Annotated in this window: 14 protein-coding genes and 2 tRNA genes; 13 read left to right on the forward strand and 3 right to left on the reverse strand. The window is 72.3% G+C overall.

Annotation, left to right across the window (positions count from 1 at the left end; all coding sequences use genetic code 11):
* The first annotated feature begins 46 nt into the window (after window positions 1-46).
* From dnaN to QL983_RS06485, 11 genes are all read left to right on the forward strand, one after another.
* Entirely contained in the window at window positions 47-1,162 is a 1,116-nt protein-coding gene (gene dnaN, locus QL983_RS06435; protein ID WP_002856446.1) for a DNA polymerase III subunit beta, read from the forward strand.
* 21 nt (window positions 1,163-1,183) lie between these two features.
* Window positions 1,184-2,398 (forward strand): DNA replication/repair protein RecF, encoded by a 1,215-nt coding sequence (gene recF / locus QL983_RS06440; protein WP_122054792.1) that lies wholly within the window; start codon window positions 1,184-1,186, stop codon window positions 2,396-2,398.
* Entirely contained in the window at window positions 2,391-2,954 is a 564-nt protein-coding gene (locus tag QL983_RS06445) for a DciA family protein (protein WP_044659941.1), read from the forward strand. Before recF ends, QL983_RS06445 begins: the two co-directional genes overlap by 8 nt.
* A gap of 370 nt (window positions 2,955-3,324) precedes the next feature.
* Window positions 3,325-5,475, forward strand: a complete 2,151-nt coding sequence (gene gyrB / locus QL983_RS06450; protein ID WP_036314432.1) for a DNA topoisomerase (ATP-hydrolyzing) subunit B — start codon at window positions 3,325-3,327, stop codon at window positions 5,473-5,475.
* Between the two features lie 68 nt (window positions 5,476-5,543).
* Window positions 5,544-8,231, forward strand: coding sequence for a DNA gyrase subunit A (gyrA, locus tag QL983_RS06455; RefSeq protein ID WP_036314434.1), 2,688 nt, complete (start codon window positions 5,544-5,546; stop codon window positions 8,229-8,231).
* Entirely contained in the window at window positions 8,228-8,728 is a 501-nt protein-coding gene (locus QL983_RS06460; RefSeq protein WP_010079768.1) for a DUF3566 domain-containing protein, read from the forward strand. The genes gyrA and QL983_RS06460 overlap by 4 nt, the downstream gene beginning before the upstream one ends.
* A 100-nt stretch (window positions 8,729-8,828) precedes the next feature.
* Window positions 8,829-8,902 (forward strand) — tRNA-Ile (locus tag QL983_RS06465).
* 58 nt (window positions 8,903-8,960) lie between these two features.
* Window positions 8,961-9,122: a hypothetical protein gene (locus tag QL983_RS06470; RefSeq protein WP_020624432.1), complete on the forward strand. Its 162-nt coding sequence runs from the start codon at window positions 8,961-8,963 to the stop codon at window positions 9,120-9,122.
* Window positions 9,123-9,133: 11 nt separating this feature from the next.
* A tRNA-Ala gene (locus tag QL983_RS06475) sits at window positions 9,134-9,206 on the forward strand.
* Window positions 9,207-9,458: 252 nt separating this feature from the next.
* On the forward strand, window positions 9,459-10,247 hold the full coding sequence (locus QL983_RS06480; RefSeq protein ID WP_290151914.1) for a queuosine precursor transporter: 789 nt from the start codon (window positions 9,459-9,461) through the stop codon (window positions 10,245-10,247).
* Between the two features lie 77 nt (window positions 10,248-10,324).
* Window positions 10,325-10,552, forward strand: a complete 228-nt coding sequence (locus QL983_RS06485) for an amphi-Trp domain-containing protein (RefSeq protein ID WP_020624434.1) — start codon at window positions 10,325-10,327, stop codon at window positions 10,550-10,552.
* A gap of 36 nt (window positions 10,553-10,588) precedes the next feature.
* Here QL983_RS06485 and QL983_RS06490 read toward each other — a convergent pair whose 3' ends face one another.
* Both QL983_RS06490 and QL983_RS06495 read right to left on the reverse strand, forming a co-directional pair.
* Window positions 10,589-11,236, reverse strand: coding sequence for an MBL fold metallo-hydrolase (locus QL983_RS06490; RefSeq protein WP_020624435.1), 648 nt, complete (start codon window positions 11,234-11,236; stop codon window positions 10,589-10,591).
* Window positions 11,237-11,440: 204 nt separating this feature from the next.
* Window positions 11,441-12,676, reverse strand: a complete 1,236-nt coding sequence (locus tag QL983_RS06495; protein WP_129043336.1) for a hypothetical protein — start codon at window positions 12,674-12,676, stop codon at window positions 11,441-11,443.
* A 185-nt stretch (window positions 12,677-12,861) separates the two neighbouring features.
* Between QL983_RS06495 and QL983_RS06500 the strand changes: the two genes are divergently transcribed.
* Both QL983_RS06500 and QL983_RS06505 read left to right on the forward strand, forming a co-directional pair.
* Window positions 12,862-13,392: a peptidylprolyl isomerase gene (locus QL983_RS06500; RefSeq protein WP_010079725.1), complete on the forward strand. Its 531-nt coding sequence runs from the start codon at window positions 12,862-12,864 to the stop codon at window positions 13,390-13,392.
* A 197-nt stretch (window positions 13,393-13,589) separates the two neighbouring features.
* Entirely contained in the window at window positions 13,590-14,345 is a 756-nt protein-coding gene (locus tag QL983_RS06505) for a rhomboid family intramembrane serine protease (protein WP_290151918.1), read from the forward strand.
* Window positions 14,346-14,512: 167 nt separating this feature from the next.
* Here QL983_RS06505 and QL983_RS06510 read toward each other — a convergent pair whose 3' ends face one another.
* Window positions 14,513-14,818 carry a cell division protein CrgA gene (locus QL983_RS06510; protein WP_073117158.1) on the reverse strand — a complete coding sequence of 102 codons (306 nt, stop codon included), beginning with the start codon at window positions 14,816-14,818 and terminating at the stop codon, window positions 14,513-14,515.
* Window positions 14,819-14,834 lie beyond the last annotated feature (16 nt).

The raw sequence follows: 14,834 nt of genomic DNA on the forward strand, positions 1-14,834 counted from the left end.
GGGCCCGCAACCCCCGTCATCACCCCCCAGAGAGGCAGTGCAGCTCGTGAAGTTCACCGTCGAACGCGACATCCTCACCGACGCCGTCTCCTGGGCCGCACGCTCCCTGTCCCCGCGCCCGCCGGTGCCGGTGCTCTCGGGCCTGCTGATCACGGCCGAGGCCGGCGTCGTGTCCATCGCGAGCTTCGACTACGAGACCTCCGCGCGCCTGGAGATCGAGGCCGACGTCGAGACCGCGGGCCAGGTGCTCGTCTCCGGCCGCCTGCTGAACGACATCGTCCGCTCCCTGCCGCAGGCCCAGGTCACGGTGGAGCTCGACGGCGGCAAGGTGCTCGTCACCTGCCGCTCCTCCCGCTTCGCCCTGGCCACGATGCCCGTGGGCGACTACCCGGCCCTGCCCGAGCTGCCGGCCCCCGCGGGCACCGTGGACGGCGCCGCGTTCGCCCACGCCGTCGCCCAGGTCACCGTCGCCGCCTCCAAGGACGACACCCTGCCGATCCTCACCGCCGTGAAGGTGGAGATCGAGGGCGACACCATGACCTTCCTGGCCACGGACCGCTACCGGCTGGCCATGAAGGAGATCCGCTGGACCCCGGCGGACCCGTCCCTCTCGACGTCGCTGCTCATCAAGGCGCGCACGCTCACCGAGGTCGCCAAGTCCCTCGGCTCCGGTGGCGACCTGGAGATCCTGCTCGGCCAGACCGCCGACCTCGTGGGCTTCGCCTCCGGCGGCCGCCGCACCACCTCCGTGCTCGTGGACGGCGAGTACCCCAAGATCCGCTCGCTCTTCCCCGAGTCCAGCCCCATCCAGGCCGTGGTGGACACCGCCGCCCTGGTCGAGGCGTCCCGCCGCGTGGCCCTCGTCGCCGAGCGCAACACCGCCCTGCGCATGGTGTTCACGGACGGCCAGGTCACCCTGGACGCCGGCACCGGCGACGACGCGAGCGCCAACGAGTCCGTGCCGTGCACGCTCGAGGGCGAGGACATCACCGTGGCGTTCAACCCGTCCTACCTCTCCGAGGGCCTGGCCGTGGTGGACCAGCCGCAGGTGCGCTTCGCGTTCACGTCCGCGCCCAAGCCCGCCCTGCTCACCGGCGTGAACCAGGAGGACGGCGTCGTCTCCGACTACCGCTACCTCGTGATGCCGGTGCGCATCGCCTGACGCAGGGGGCCGGACGCTCCCGTGTACCTCTCCCACCTCACCGTCGCGGACTTCCGGTCCTACCGCTGGGCCGACCTGGAGCTGACGCCGGGGTCCACGGTGCTGCTCGGGGCCAACGGGGTGGGCAAGACCAACCTCGTGGAGGCGATCGGCTACCTCGGCGCCCAGCAGTCCCATCGGGTCAGCTCGGACGCGCAGCTCGTGCGCTTCGGCCGGGACCGGGCCCGGATCGCCGGGCGCGTGCACCGCGGATCGCGCGCCGTCGCCCTCGAGCTGGAGATCCTGCCGGGCCGGTCCAACCGGGTGGCCATCAACCGCGGCGCCCCCGTTCGGGCGAAGGAGGGCCTCGGGATCCTGCGCACCGTGGTCTTCGCCCCGGAGGACCTGGGCCTCGTGACGGGGGAGCCCGGTGGCCGCCGTCGTCTCCTCGACCAGCTCATGGTGCAGCTGCGTCCGGCGCTCGGTGAGGCCGCCGCCGACTACGAACGCGTGCTGCGCCAGCGCAACGCCCTGCTCAAGGCGGGCCGCGGCTCTCGCCGCTGGGGCCCCGAGGAGGACGCGACCCTCGCCGTCTGGGACGAGCACCTCTGCGCCGCCGGCGCCCGCCTGCTCCACGGCCGCCTGCACGTGCTGCGCCTGCTGGCCCGCCCCCTCCAGGAGATGTACGCGGCGCTGACCAACGGCTCCAAGGCGGCGGCCTACGCCTACGAGTCCACCGTCCCGCTGGCCCGCGGCACCCACGCGGAGGTCCCGGCCGTGGCGGACCTGGCCGTGGACATGCGCCGGACGCTCGAGACCCAGCGGGAGGAGGAGCGGGCGCGGGCGCTCACCCTGGTGGGCCCCCACCGGGACGAGCTCGCCCTCTTCCTGGGCCCGGCGCCCGCGCGCGGCTACGCCTCCCACGGGGAGACGTGGTCGCTGGCGCTGGCCCTGCGCATGGCGGCCTACGACGTGCTCGTGGCCGACGACCCGGACCCCGACGCCCGCCCCGTCCTGATCCTGGACGACGTGTTCGCGGAGCTCGACGCCGCCCGTCGCCGCCGCCTCGCCGCGCTCGTGCACCGGGCCGAGCAGGTGATCGTCACGGCCGCCGCGCTCGAGGACGTCCCCGAGGAGCTCACGGCCCACCGCGTGCTCATCCGCCAGGACGCGGAGGGCTCCGAGGCCGTGGCCGCCGCGGCCCCCGTGGAGGGCGACATCCGCGAGCCCCGGCGCGAGGGCGGCGCCGATGGCTGAGACCCCCGCCCCGTTCGAGCCGGACCGGCCGGACCTGGCGCTCGTGCAGCTGCGTCGGGTCCGCGAGGCCGCCCGGGAGCGGGGCGAGGCGCCGCTGCGGGCGCGGGGGACGGGCGCGGGCCTGGCCGGGGCCATGGCGGGCACGCCGTCGGCCGGCCGGGAGCGGCAGGACCGTCGGCGCCCGTTCGGGGGTGCGGACCGGGACCCGGCCACGGTGTCCACCGTGTTCGGCCGGCTCATCCGCGACCGCGGCTGGTCCACCCCCGTGGCGGTCGGCTCCGTGCTCACCCGCTGGGCCGAGCTGGTGGGGCCGGAGATCGCGCTGCACTGCCGCCCGGAGAGCTTCGAGGACTCCGTGGTGCGGGTCCGGACGAGCTCCACCGCGTGGGCCACGCAGCTGCGCCTGATGAGCCCCGTGCTCCTGCAGCGCTTCGACGAGGCGCTCGGGCCCGGCGTCGTGACCCGCATCGAGGTGGCGGGGCCGCAGGCCCCGAGCTGGCGCAAGGGGCCGCGCACCGTGCGCGGCGGCCGCGGGCCGCGCGACACCTACGGCTGAGTCCGGGGCGGCCCCCCGCGGCGCACGACGGCGTCCCGGACGCGGCGAGGCCATGGGCGCCGCTCTGGCGCGCTCACAGGGTCGGGGACGGCCCGGGAGGCATGGGCGGTCTCCTGCGCACGTCCTGAGCCGTGTCCCTGGCCGCTGAGCGGGTGTTCTCCCGTGGCGGACCCCCGTCGATGCGGGCCCTCGGGGTGTCAGGCGGTACACTGGGACCAGTGAAAGGGGGCCGGTTGTCGTCCGTCCCCCACCCCCGTGGATCTGCGGGAGCGTGTCGCGTGCCGGTTATGTCCGGGCGGCGTCGCGCGCCTGCGCGCGGGTCGACCCAGCCGCCGACGTCCGAGGAAGTGAGCCACCCGTGGTTGACGCCATGCCCGAGAACCCCGCGGAGGAGCCGACCGCCGCGTCGGCCGCGCCGAACCCGGAGGCCGTGCCGGACGCCGTCGGGCAGCCCGAGACCCCCGTGAAGGACCGGAAGGTGCCCGGTGAGTACGGCGCCAGCGCCATCACCGTGCTCGAGGGTCTCGAGGCCGTCCGCAAGCGCCCCGGCATGTACATCGGCTCCACCGGCCCGCGGGGCCTGCATCACCTCGTGTACGAGGTCGTGGACAACTCCGTGGACGAGGCGCTGGCCGGCTACGCCACCGGCATCGACGTCACGCTGCAGGCCGACGGCGGCGTGCGCGTGGCGGACGACGGCCGCGGCATCCCCGTGGACCTGCACCCCACCGAGGGGAGGCCGACCGTCGAGGTCGTCATGACGATCCTGCACGCCGGCGGCAAGTTCGGCGGCGGCGGCTACGCCGTCTCGGGCGGCCTGCACGGCGTGGGCATCTCCGTGGTCAACGCGCTCTCCCGCCGCGTGGACACCGAGGTCCGCCGTCAGGGGCACGTGTGGCGCATGTCCTTCGCGGACGGCGGCGTGCCCCAGGGCGAGCTGGTGAAGGGGGAGGCCACGGACGCCACGGGCACCGTGCAGACGTTCTACCCGGACCCGGAGATCTTCGACTCGATCGAGTTCGACTACGAGACCCTGCGTGCCCGCTTCCAGCAGATGGCCTTCCTCAACAGGGGCCTGCGCATCACCCTCACGGACGAGCGCGTCCAGGAGTCCAACGAGGTCGTCGACGACGAGATCGCGGGCGAGGGCGCCGCCGGTGAGGACGTCGCGGAGAACGGCCTGGCGGAGGAGGCGGAGCAGGAGCCCCAGCGCCGCTCCGTCACCTACCTGTACGAGAACGGCCTGCTCGACTACGTCCAGCACCTCAACTCCGCCAAGAAGGTCGAGTACGTCCACGACGACGTCATCGCCTTCGAGGCCGAGGACGTCTCGGACGGCCGCTCCATGGCCGTCGAGGTGGCCATGCAGTGGACCTCCGCCTACTCGGAGTCCGTGCACACCTACGCGAACACGATCAACACCCACGAGGGCGGCACCCACGAGGAGGGCTTCCGCGCCGCGCTGACCTCCCTGGTCAACCGCTACGCGCGGGAGAAGGAGATCCTCAAGCCCAAGGAGGACAACCTCACGGGCGAGGACATCCGCGAGGGCCTGACCGCCGTGATCTCCGTGAAGCTCTCCGAGCCGCAGTTCGAGGGCCAGACCAAGACCAAGCTCGGCAACTCCGAGGCCCGCGGGTTCGTGTCCAAGGCGGTCACGGACCACCTCGGCGACTGGTTCGAGCGCAATCCGGGCCCGGCCAAGGAGATCATCCGCAAGGCCATCATGGCCTCGCACGCCCGCCTGGCCGCCCGCAAGGCCCGGGACAACGCGCGCCGCAAGTCCCCGCTGGAGTCCTTCGGCATGCCCGGCAAGCTGGCCGACTGCTCCTCGAAGGACCCCGAGCGCTGCGAGGTGTACATCGTGGAGGGCGACTCCGCCGGCGGCTCGGCCAAGCAGGGCCGCAACCCGGAGACGCAGGCCATCCTGCCGCTGCGCGGCAAGATCCTGAACGTGGAGCGCGCCCGCCTGGACAAGGCCCTCGGCAACGCCGAGATCCAGTCGATGATCACGGCGTTCGGCACCAACATCGGCGAGGAGTTCGACATCTCCAAGCTGCGGTACCACAAGATCGTGCTCATGGCGGATGCGGACGTGGACGGCCAGCACATCACCACGCTGCTGCTGACCGTCCTGTTCCGGTACATGCGCCCGCTCATCGAGGCCGGCCACGTGTTCCTCGCGCAGCCGCCGCTGTACCGCATCAAGTGGTCCAACGCCCCGCACGACTACGTGTTCTCGGACGAGGAGCGCGACGCCGCCGTCGAGGCCGGCCTGGCCAAGGGCTGGCGCTACCCCAAGGACAACGGGGTGCAGCGCTACAAGGGCCTGGGCGAGATGAACTACCAGGAGCTGTGGGACACCACCATGGACCCGGAGCACCGCACCCTGCTGCAGGTGACCATGGAGGACGCCGCCGCCGCGGACGCCGTCTTCTCCATGCTCATGGGCGAGGACGTGGAGTCCCGCCGCACCTTCATCCAGCAGAACGCCAAGGACATCCGCTTCCTGGACGTCTGAGCCGGACCCGCAGACCTGCCTGAGCCGACCACCCTCCCCGCCGTCGCGGGGAGCACGAGAGGACCCGCGTGAGCGACGAGACCACCCCCCAGACCCCGGACGAGCCCGTCGAGGGCGCCCCGACCCCGCAGACCGGCCTGGACATCGAGGTGGAGCACTACGTGCTCCCCGAGGGCGCCGCCGACAAGGTCGAGCCCGTCGACCTCGAGTCGGAGATGAAGCGCTCGTACCTGGACTACGCGATGGCCGTGATCGTCGGCCGCGCGCTGCCGGACGTGCGCGACGGCCTCAAGCCCGTGCACCGTCGCGTGCTCTACGCGATGTACGACGGCGGCTACCGCCCGGACCGCGCGTTCAACAAGTCCGCCCGCGTGGTGGGCGACGTGATGGGCAACTACCACCCGCACGGCGACACCGCGATCTACGACGCCCTCGTGCGCCTCATCCAGGACTGGGTCCAGCGCTACCCGCTGGCGCTCGGCCAGGGCAACTTCGGCTCCCCGGGCAACGACGGCGCGGCCGCCCAGCGCTACACCGAGACCAAGATGGCCCCGCTGGCCATGGAGATGGTCCGGGACATCGACGAGGACACCGTCGACATGCAGGACAACTACGACGGCAAGCAGCAGGAGCCCGTCGTCCTGCCCGCCCGGTACCCGAACCTGCTGGTCAACGGCTCCTCGGGCATCGCCGTCGGCATGGCCACGAACATCCCGCCGCACAACATGCGCGAGGTGGCCGCGGGCGTGCAGTGGTACCTCGAGCACCCCGAGGCCACCCGCGAGGAGCTGCTCGAGGCGCTCCTGGCCCGCGTGCACGGCCCCGACTTCCCCACGGGCGCCCAGATCCTGGGCCGCAAGGGCATCGAGGAGGTCTACCGGACCGGCCGCGGCCCCATCACCATGCGCGCCGTGGTCAACGTGGAGGAGATCCAGGGCCGCACGTGCCTCGTGGTCACCGAGCTGCCCTACATGACCAACCCCGACAACCTCGCCGCGAAGATCGCGGAGATGGTGCGGGACGGCAAGATCAACGGCATCGCGGACATGCGCGACGAGACCTCCGGCCGCACCGGCCAGCGCCTGGTGATCGTGCTCAAGCGAGACGCCGTCGCCAAGGTGGTGCTGAACAACCTCTACAAGCACACCGAGCTGCAGTCGAACTTCTCGGCCAACATGCTCGCGCTCGTGGACGGCGTGCCGCGCACCCTGTCCCTGGACGGCTTCGTGCACCACTGGGTGAAGCACCAGATCGACGTGATCGTGCGCCGCACCGCGTTCCGCAAGCGCAAGGCCGAGGAGCGCGCGCACATCCTGCGCGGCCTGCTCAAGGCCCTGGACATGCTGGACGAGGTCATCGCGACCATCCGCCGCTCGGCCTCGGCGGACGTGGCCCGCGAGGCCCTCAAGGAGCTCCTGGACATCGACGACGTCCAGGCCCAGGCCATCCTGCAGATGCAGCTGCGCCAGCTCGCCGCCCTGGAGTCCCAGAAGATCCAGGACGAGTACGACGACCTCATGGCGAAGATCGCCGAGTACAACCGGATCCTGGAGTCCCCGCAGCGTCAGCGCGAGGTGATCTCCGAGGAGCTCGCCGAGATCGTGGCCAAGCACGGCGACGACCGCCGCACCGAGATCATGGCCGGCTTCGACGGGGACATGTCCATCGAGGACCTGATCCCCGAGGAGGAGATGGTCGTCTCCATCACCCGCGGCGGCTATGTCAAGCGCACCCGGATCGACCAGTACCGGTCCCAGGCGCGCGGCGGCAAGGGCGTGCGCGGGGCGACGCTGCGCGGCGACGACGTCGTCGAGCACTTCCTGACCGTGTCCACGCACCACTGGCTGCTGTTCTTCACGAACTTCGGCCGCGTGTACCGCATCAAGACGTACGAGCTGCTCGAGGCCGGCCGCGACGCGAAGGGCCAGCACGTGGCCAACCTGCTCGCGTTCCAGCCGGACGAGCGGATCGCCCAGATCCAGCCGCTCGTGGACTACGGCCGGGCCCCGTACCTCGTGCTCGCCACGCGCGGCGGCCTCGTGAAGAAGACGCCGCTGCTGGACTACGACACGAACCGCACCGCCGGCCTGATCGCCATCAAGCTGCGTGAGGGGGACGAGCTGGTCTCGGCCCGCGTGGTCTCGCCCGACGACGACCTCATCCTGATCTCGCGCAAGGGCCAGTCCCTGCGGTTCACCGCCACGGACGAGGCGCTGCGTCCCATGGGCCGTGCGACCTCGGGCGTGACTGGCATGAAGTTCCGCGACGACGACTCCCTGCTGACGATGGACGTGGTGGAGGAGGACGGCTACGTCTTCACCGTCACGGACGGCGGCTTCGCCAAGCGCACCCACGTGGACGAGTACCGCCTGCAGAACCGCGGCGGCCTCGGCATCAAGGTCGCCAAGCTCGTGGACGACCGCGGCGAGCTCGCCGGCGGTCTCGTGGTGCGCGAGGACCAGGAGGTCCTCGTGGTGATGGCCTCGGGCAAGGTGGTGCGCTCCGCCGTCGCCGGCGTGCCGGCCAAGGGCCGCGACACGATGGGCGTGATCTTCGCCAAGCCGGACAAGCGGGACCGGATCGTCGCCGTCACCCTGAACAATGAGCAGGAGATGGAGGCGAAGGCGGACGCCGAGGCCGAGGCGGGGCCGGATGTACCCTTGGACGCAGACATCGACCCGACCGACCCCGTAGCCGCACCGGAGGACGCCCTGACGCAGGACGCCGGTGAGGGTGCAGACGGAGGAGAGCAGTGAGCACGTCCGCGTCGTCGCGTCCCGGCCAGGGGCGGAGCACCGGGAAGGCCGCCGAGCCGCGGTCCGGTCGTCCGGTGCGCAAGGCCAGCGGGTCCTCGCAGGAGGACCTGGTCCGCGCCGTCCCGAAGGCCAAGGTGCGCCGCGCCCGCCTGGTCCTGACCCGGGTGGACCCGTGGTCCGTGCTGAAGCTGGCGTTCCTGCTCTCGGTGGCGCTGGGCATCCTCACGGTGGTGGCGGCGGTGGCGCTGTACTCGCTGTCCGACGTCCTCGGGATCTTCGACAGGGTCAACGACGTGATCGGCACCGTGCTCGGCTCCGAGGCCGGGCGCTACACCGTGGCGTCCCTGGCCCCGCTGAGCACCGTGACCTCGCTGGCCACCGTGCTGGCCGTGGTCAACGTCATCCTGCTGACCGCCCTGGCCACCGTGGCCGCGCTGCTCTACAACCTCTGCGCGAGCCTCGTGGGCGGCCTCGGCGTCACGTTGACGGACGACTGAGCAGACCCTCGACGACGCCCCGCGCGGATTTGCGCGGGGCGTCGGCGTTCCTGTACAGTCATCTCCTGTTGTGAACGGCGTCAGCCGTGAGCGACGGTGAGGGCGTATAGCTCAGGCGGTTAGAGCGCTTCGCTGATAACGAAGAGGTCCCAAGTTCAAGTCTTGGTACGCCCACTCCCACCACACAGAGCCCCGGTCCGCTGGGGCTCCGTTCGTCTCCGGAGGTCTTCCCATGGGTCGACTGGCACGCGTGGCCCTCGTGGTCAGCGCCGCGGCAGCCGCCTATGGGGCGCGTCTCTGGCGGGAGAACAGTGCGGGGAAGGACGTCTGGGCCACGGCCACGGACGACCTGCCGGAGGACGCCGACGGCGTCGAGCCGGCACCGGAGGACTGACCCGTCCTCACGGGGGCATGGCGCAATTGGTAGCGCACCTGCTTTGCAAGCAGGGGGTTAGGGGTTCGAGTCCCCTTGCCTCCACCGAAGAAGGGCCCGGGAGTCGTGAGAATCCCGGGCCCTTTCGTCTGCCCAGGGTGGCCGCCGGCGCCGGCACCGTGGGCAGAAACCGGCGACCCGGGGGCTCCTGGGGCACAAACCGCAGGACTTCGGGCCCCGTGGGCAGAAGAGAGGGCGTTTCTGCCCACGGAGGGACGGGGATGGCCTGCCCCGAACCCCCGCCGCCGGACCCGCCCACCGTGCCCGCCGTCGTCGTGCGTGGTGTTGGATGGTCCGGTGAACACCACCATCGACACCCCGTCCCCCGACCGACCCGCCTCTGGGAAGGGCACTCCGGCCTACGCCCGGGTGCCCGCGAGCTACTACGACATCTTCGTGGGCGTCTTCATCGCCCTCCTCATCCTCTCCGGCGTCACCGCGGCCAAGCTCTTCTACGGCCCCACCGTCCCGATCGTCTCCGACCTCTTCTACGACGGCGGCCCCCTCATCTTCGACGGCGGCGCCTTCCTGTTCCCGTTCGCGTACATCGTCGGCGACATCCTCGCCGAGGTGTACGGCTGGCGCCGGGCCCGCCGCGCCATCGTCCTCGGCTTCGCGATGCTCGTGCTCGCCGCCCTCACCTACACGGCGGTCTCCTGGACCACGCCCGTCGAGGGCTTCGAGGTGTGGGACCAGGCCCTCGCGCCCATGCTGCGGATCACCGTGGCCGGCTTCGTCGCGTTCCTCGTGGGCTCCCTGCTCAACGCGTCCATCGTGGTCCGCCTCAAGGAGCGCATGAAGGAACGGCACGTGGCGTTCCGGCTCATCCTCTCCACCGTGGTCGGCCAGTTCTTCGACACCCTGATCTTCTGCACCATCGCCTACGCCGGCACCATCTCGCTGCTGGAACTGGCGAACTACACGGTGACCGGCTTCGCGTACAAGACGCTCGTGGAGATCCTCATCGTGCCGGTGACCCTGCTCGTCATCCGCGCCCTCAAGCGCCGAGAGCCCACCTACCGGGCACCCGGCTTCGAGATCCACCGCGACGACGATCCCGCCCTCGACCCGGCCGCGTCCCGCTGACCCGCACGGGCCCCGGTGTCGGCCGCGCCGGGGCCCGTCCGTCGCGCGCACCCCGCCCAGCGACTACCGTCGGTGCCATGGGCAAGGACCTCTTCGAGCACGAGCAGCAGCAGACCCTCAGCCGTGAGCAGGCCGCCGCACGCCTGCGCGACCTCGCCGACCAGCTCTCCCGGCAGAACGAGGTGCGGGTCGAGCACGGCGGCCGCGACGTCGTCGTCACCGTCCCGGACCGCGTGGGCCTCGAGGTGGAGCTCGAGGTCGAGGACGGCGGCGACGCCGAGCTGGAGATCACCCTCAGCTGGTGACCGGCCCCGGGGCGGCCGCCGTCGCCTCCCCGTGCCTCAGAACGTCCAGGGCTCCCCGGGGGCCAGGCGCCGGTAGTCGGTCACGCCCTCGGCGAGACCCGAGAGCACCCGATCCACCACGCCCTTGCCGTCCTCGCTGAGGATGCCGTCGTGGATGGGGCGGGTGTGCGTCGCCGCGATGGCCCGCATCTGGTCCACCACGTCCGCGATGCGCAGCCACGGCGCCGCGGCGGGCAGCAGGAGCACCTCGACGTCGGCGTCCGGCACCGTGAACGAGTCGCCGGGGTGCAGCACGGCCCCGTCCACGAGATAGGACACGTTCACCGGGCGCGGCACCTCGGCGTGGATCACCGCGTGCTCCCCGCCGAGCACCTCCACCCGGAAGCCGGCGGCCTCGAACGTCTCCCCGGGCACGGCCGTGTGCACGTGTCCGGCGTCGAGCCCCGCCTCCGCCAGCGGCCCCGTGAGGTCCCGTGGCGCCCACACGTGCGTCTCCGTGCCGGCCAACGCCCGGGCCAGCTGCTCGGGGACCACGTGGTCCGGGTGGCCGTGCGTCACGAGGACGGCGTCCGCGCCGTCCAGGACCGCCGCGTCGCTGAACGCGCCGGGGTCGAACGCGAGGCGCCGGCCGGCCTTCTCGAGGCGGACGGCCGAGTGGCCGAAGAGGGTCAGGGTCGTGCTCATGCAGATCACTCCTCCGCCCGGCGTCGGGATCCCGGGCGCTCCCAGCCTCCCGCGCGCTCCCGGCGGTGGACAAGGCCCGCGCCCCGTTCGACGGCGGCCCACCGGCCCCCGCCCGGACGCGCGCCGGCCCGCGGCCCCTCGGTCCTGCCGAGGATGCGCGGGCCGGTCGCCGTCCGCTGCGCGCTCAGAGCGCGGGGGAGCGGGTCAGCGCTGCTGCCCGGGCTGGACGCCCAGCACCTTCGCGTTGGCGGCGGCCACCGGGTCCGGCGTGGCGGTGTCCACCCGCACGCCCTGGCCCGCCGCGGCCGAGCCGGCCTCGGCCACGACCTTCTGCTGCTGGGCATAGGGGTTGTTGGCCTCCACCACCGGGATGTTCGCGGTGATCGGGCCCGGGACCGGGGCGGTCCACGGATCCTGCACCGGCTTGGTCAGGCGCCACAGGGCGAAGCCGGCGCCGGCGGCGGCGGCCGCCATGCCCGCGACGATCCAGGAGCGGCCGCCCGAGCGGGAGGCCCGGCGACCGGCGGCACGGTTCAGGTCCTTCTCGGCCGCGCCGGCGTACTGCTCGGCACCCTTGCGCAGGCGCTTCACGATCGCCTTGTCCCCGGTGAGCTTGATCAGGGCCTGCTCCAGGGCGTCCGGGACCTCGACGTCGTGGGCGGTCTTGCGGGCGTGCGCGGCGCCGTCGGCCAGGCGGGCGGCGGCCACGGGGAGGACCTCCTCCTTGCGGCGCTGGGCGTAGTCGCCGGCGTCGGCCAGGCGGGCCTGCACCTGCGGGGCTACCTTCCCGCCCTGCTCCTGCAGCGCGGACAGACCCGTGGCGAGGAGACCGGCGAGGGTCAGGCCGCCCGCCGCGGCGGCGTCCTTGGCCTGACCGGCACGGTCGCTGAACAGGGCGGCGGACCGCTGCGCGTCCTTACGGGCGCCCTTGGCGGCCTTCTTCGCGTCCTTGCGCAGGCCCTTGGCGGCCTGGCGGCCGTCCCGGCGCAGCTGCTTGGCCTTGCGGCCCCCACGACGGCGGCCCTTCTTCGCGGCCTTCTCAGCGTCCTTGCGCGCCGCGGCGAACTGCTGCTGCACCTCGTGGCCGGCGTCCTGCGCCTGGGCCTGCAGGTGCTCGAGGAAGTCCTGGACGGTGTCCACGCCCTTGGCGACGGCGGGGGCCAGCAGCCCGTACTGGTGCGCGACGGCCTCGCCGGCCTTCCGCGCCCCGCGCTCGACCACGGGGCCGTACTCCTTCTTGGCGTCCTGGGCCTTGCGGCGGCCCTCCTCGGCCGCGGCGGAGCCGCCGATCAGCCCGTAGGCCGCGGCCACCTCGCTCCAGGCGCGGGTGGACTCCACCTTCGGGGCGGCCCAGTGGCGCAGGTTCTCCGCCTGGCGTGCGACGAACGCGTTCGCGCCGCCGTCGTGCTGGATCTCGTCGTGCAGGGTCGTGCGAGCCATGTGATGCCTCCCGTGAGTTCTGGATGGTCGTTGAACGCGGTGGTCCTCGAGGCCCAGCCTAGTGGCCGACCCCCGCCGTGGCACGGGTCCCGGCACGCCGGGAGTGCGTACGCCGATCGCGGAAGACCCGCCCCCGGACGGCGGGATCCGGACGGCCCGCCGCCGCGGATGGAACAATGGGGCGCATGGCGAACAAGACGCACACCGCGACCATCCACACGAACCACGGCGACATCGTCGTCGAGCTGTTCGGCAACCACGCCCCGAAGACCGTGAAGAACTTCGTGGGTCTCGCCACCGGCGAGCAGGAGTGGACCCACCCGCAGACCGGTGAGAAGAACAACGGCGCCCCGCTGTACTCCGGCACCGTGTTCCACCGCATCATCAAGGACTTCATGATCCAGGGCGGCGACCCGCTCGGCATGGGCATCGGCGGCCCCGGCTACCAGTTCGGCGACGAGATCCACCCCGAGCTGCAGTTCGACCGTCCCTACCTGCTGGCCATGGCCAACGCCGGCCCCGGCACCAACGGCTCGCAGTTCTTCATCACCTCCGTGCCCACCGGCTGGCTCAACGGCAAGCACACCATCTTCGGCGAGGTGAAGGACGAGGCCTCCCAGAAGGTCGTGGACGAGCTCAACGCCGTCGCCACCGATCCCCGTGACCGCCCGCTCGAGGACGTCGTCATCGAGTCCATCGACATCGACGAGGCCTGAGCAGCCCCTCGGTGAGCACCACCCCCTCTGACCCGCACGGCCCGGACTCCGCGGACGGCACACCCCCGGTGTGCCCGCGGCATCCGGGCCGTGCCGCGTATGTGCGCTGCGCCGTCTGCCGGCGCCCCGCGTGCCTCGACTGCCAGCGTCCCGGCTCCGCGGCCGGACCGGTCTGCGTGGACTGTGCGTCCGGCGTCGTGGCCGGCCCTGCTCCGACGGTGGCCCCCGCCGGCGCCGCCGCGTCGGTCCCGGTCCGACGGCGGACGGGCTTCGCCGCCTCGCCCGTCACCTGGATCCTGCTGGCGGTCACGGCGGTGGTCTACGCGGCGCAGTGGATGACCCGGGACCAGGCGTCCGGCGTGACCGAGGCGCTCTGGTACGCCGGGCTCTACACGTCCCCGTACGGCATGGAGCCGTGGCGGATGGCCTCCTACGCGCTCGTGCACGACGTCTCCGGTCCCACGCACCTGCTGCTGAACATGCTCGCGCTGTGGGTGATCGGGCGTGTGCTCGAGCCCGCGCTGGGCTGGTGGCGGTTCCTCGCCCTCTACGTGCTCTCCGCCGTGGGCGGTGCGGTGTTCGCGCTGTGGGTCTCGGACCCGCTGCAGCCCGTCGTCGGGGCGTCCGGCGCCGTGTACGGCATGTTCGCGGCCCTGTTCCTGCTCACCCGGGTGCGGGGCGGGCAGGTGCGCTCGATCGCCGTGCTGATCGGCCTGAACCTCGTGTTCTCGTTCCTGCTGCCCGGGGTGGCCTGGCAGGTGCACGTGGGCGGGCTGCTGACGGGCGCCGTCGTCGCCGTCGTGTTCTCCCTGGCCGGCGGGCTGCGCCCCGGGCGGGCGCGTGTGCCGTCCGTGGGCGCCCAGGCGGCCGGCCTCGTGGTCGTGGCGGCGGCGCTGGTGGCGCTCACGGTGCTCGGCGCCGCCCGGGTCACGGTGGCCGGCCTGCTCGGCTAGACCGTCGTCCCCGGCCGTCCCCGGAGTTCTCCACAGGCGGGTGTGCACTTCTTCCCACAGGGGTGTCCACACCTGTGGACAACTCCGGGGACAACTCGTCTCCGGGCCGGATCGTGCGGATCCCTCATCCACAGGGTTGTCCACCACTGTGGAGAACTACACGCGTGTCATTCGCTCCAGCGGGACATCATCAGGAACCCGACGAGCGCGATGCCGAAGCCCACGAGGATGTTCCAGCCGCCGATCTGCACGATCGGGAAGAGGCCCTGGGTCAGGTAGTAGACGATGATCCAGAGCAGGCCGAGGATCAGCAGGCCGAACATCACGGCCTTGTACACGGGGGAGAGGGGCTTCGGACCCGGGTCCACGTCCCCGAGCTCCGTCCGCACGGCGGAGCGGCTGCGGCGCGCGGCCTCGAGCTCCTCGCGCTTCCGACGGGCCGAGTCCTTGCGCTTGCCGGCGGGTGCTGCCACGGATCTTCTCCTCGGG

It is taken from the genome of Micrococcus sp. APC 4021, from assembly GCF_030407635.1.
In the GTDB taxonomy this organism is placed as follows: Bacteria; Actinomycetota; Actinomycetes; order Actinomycetales; family Micrococcaceae; genus Micrococcus; species Micrococcus luteus.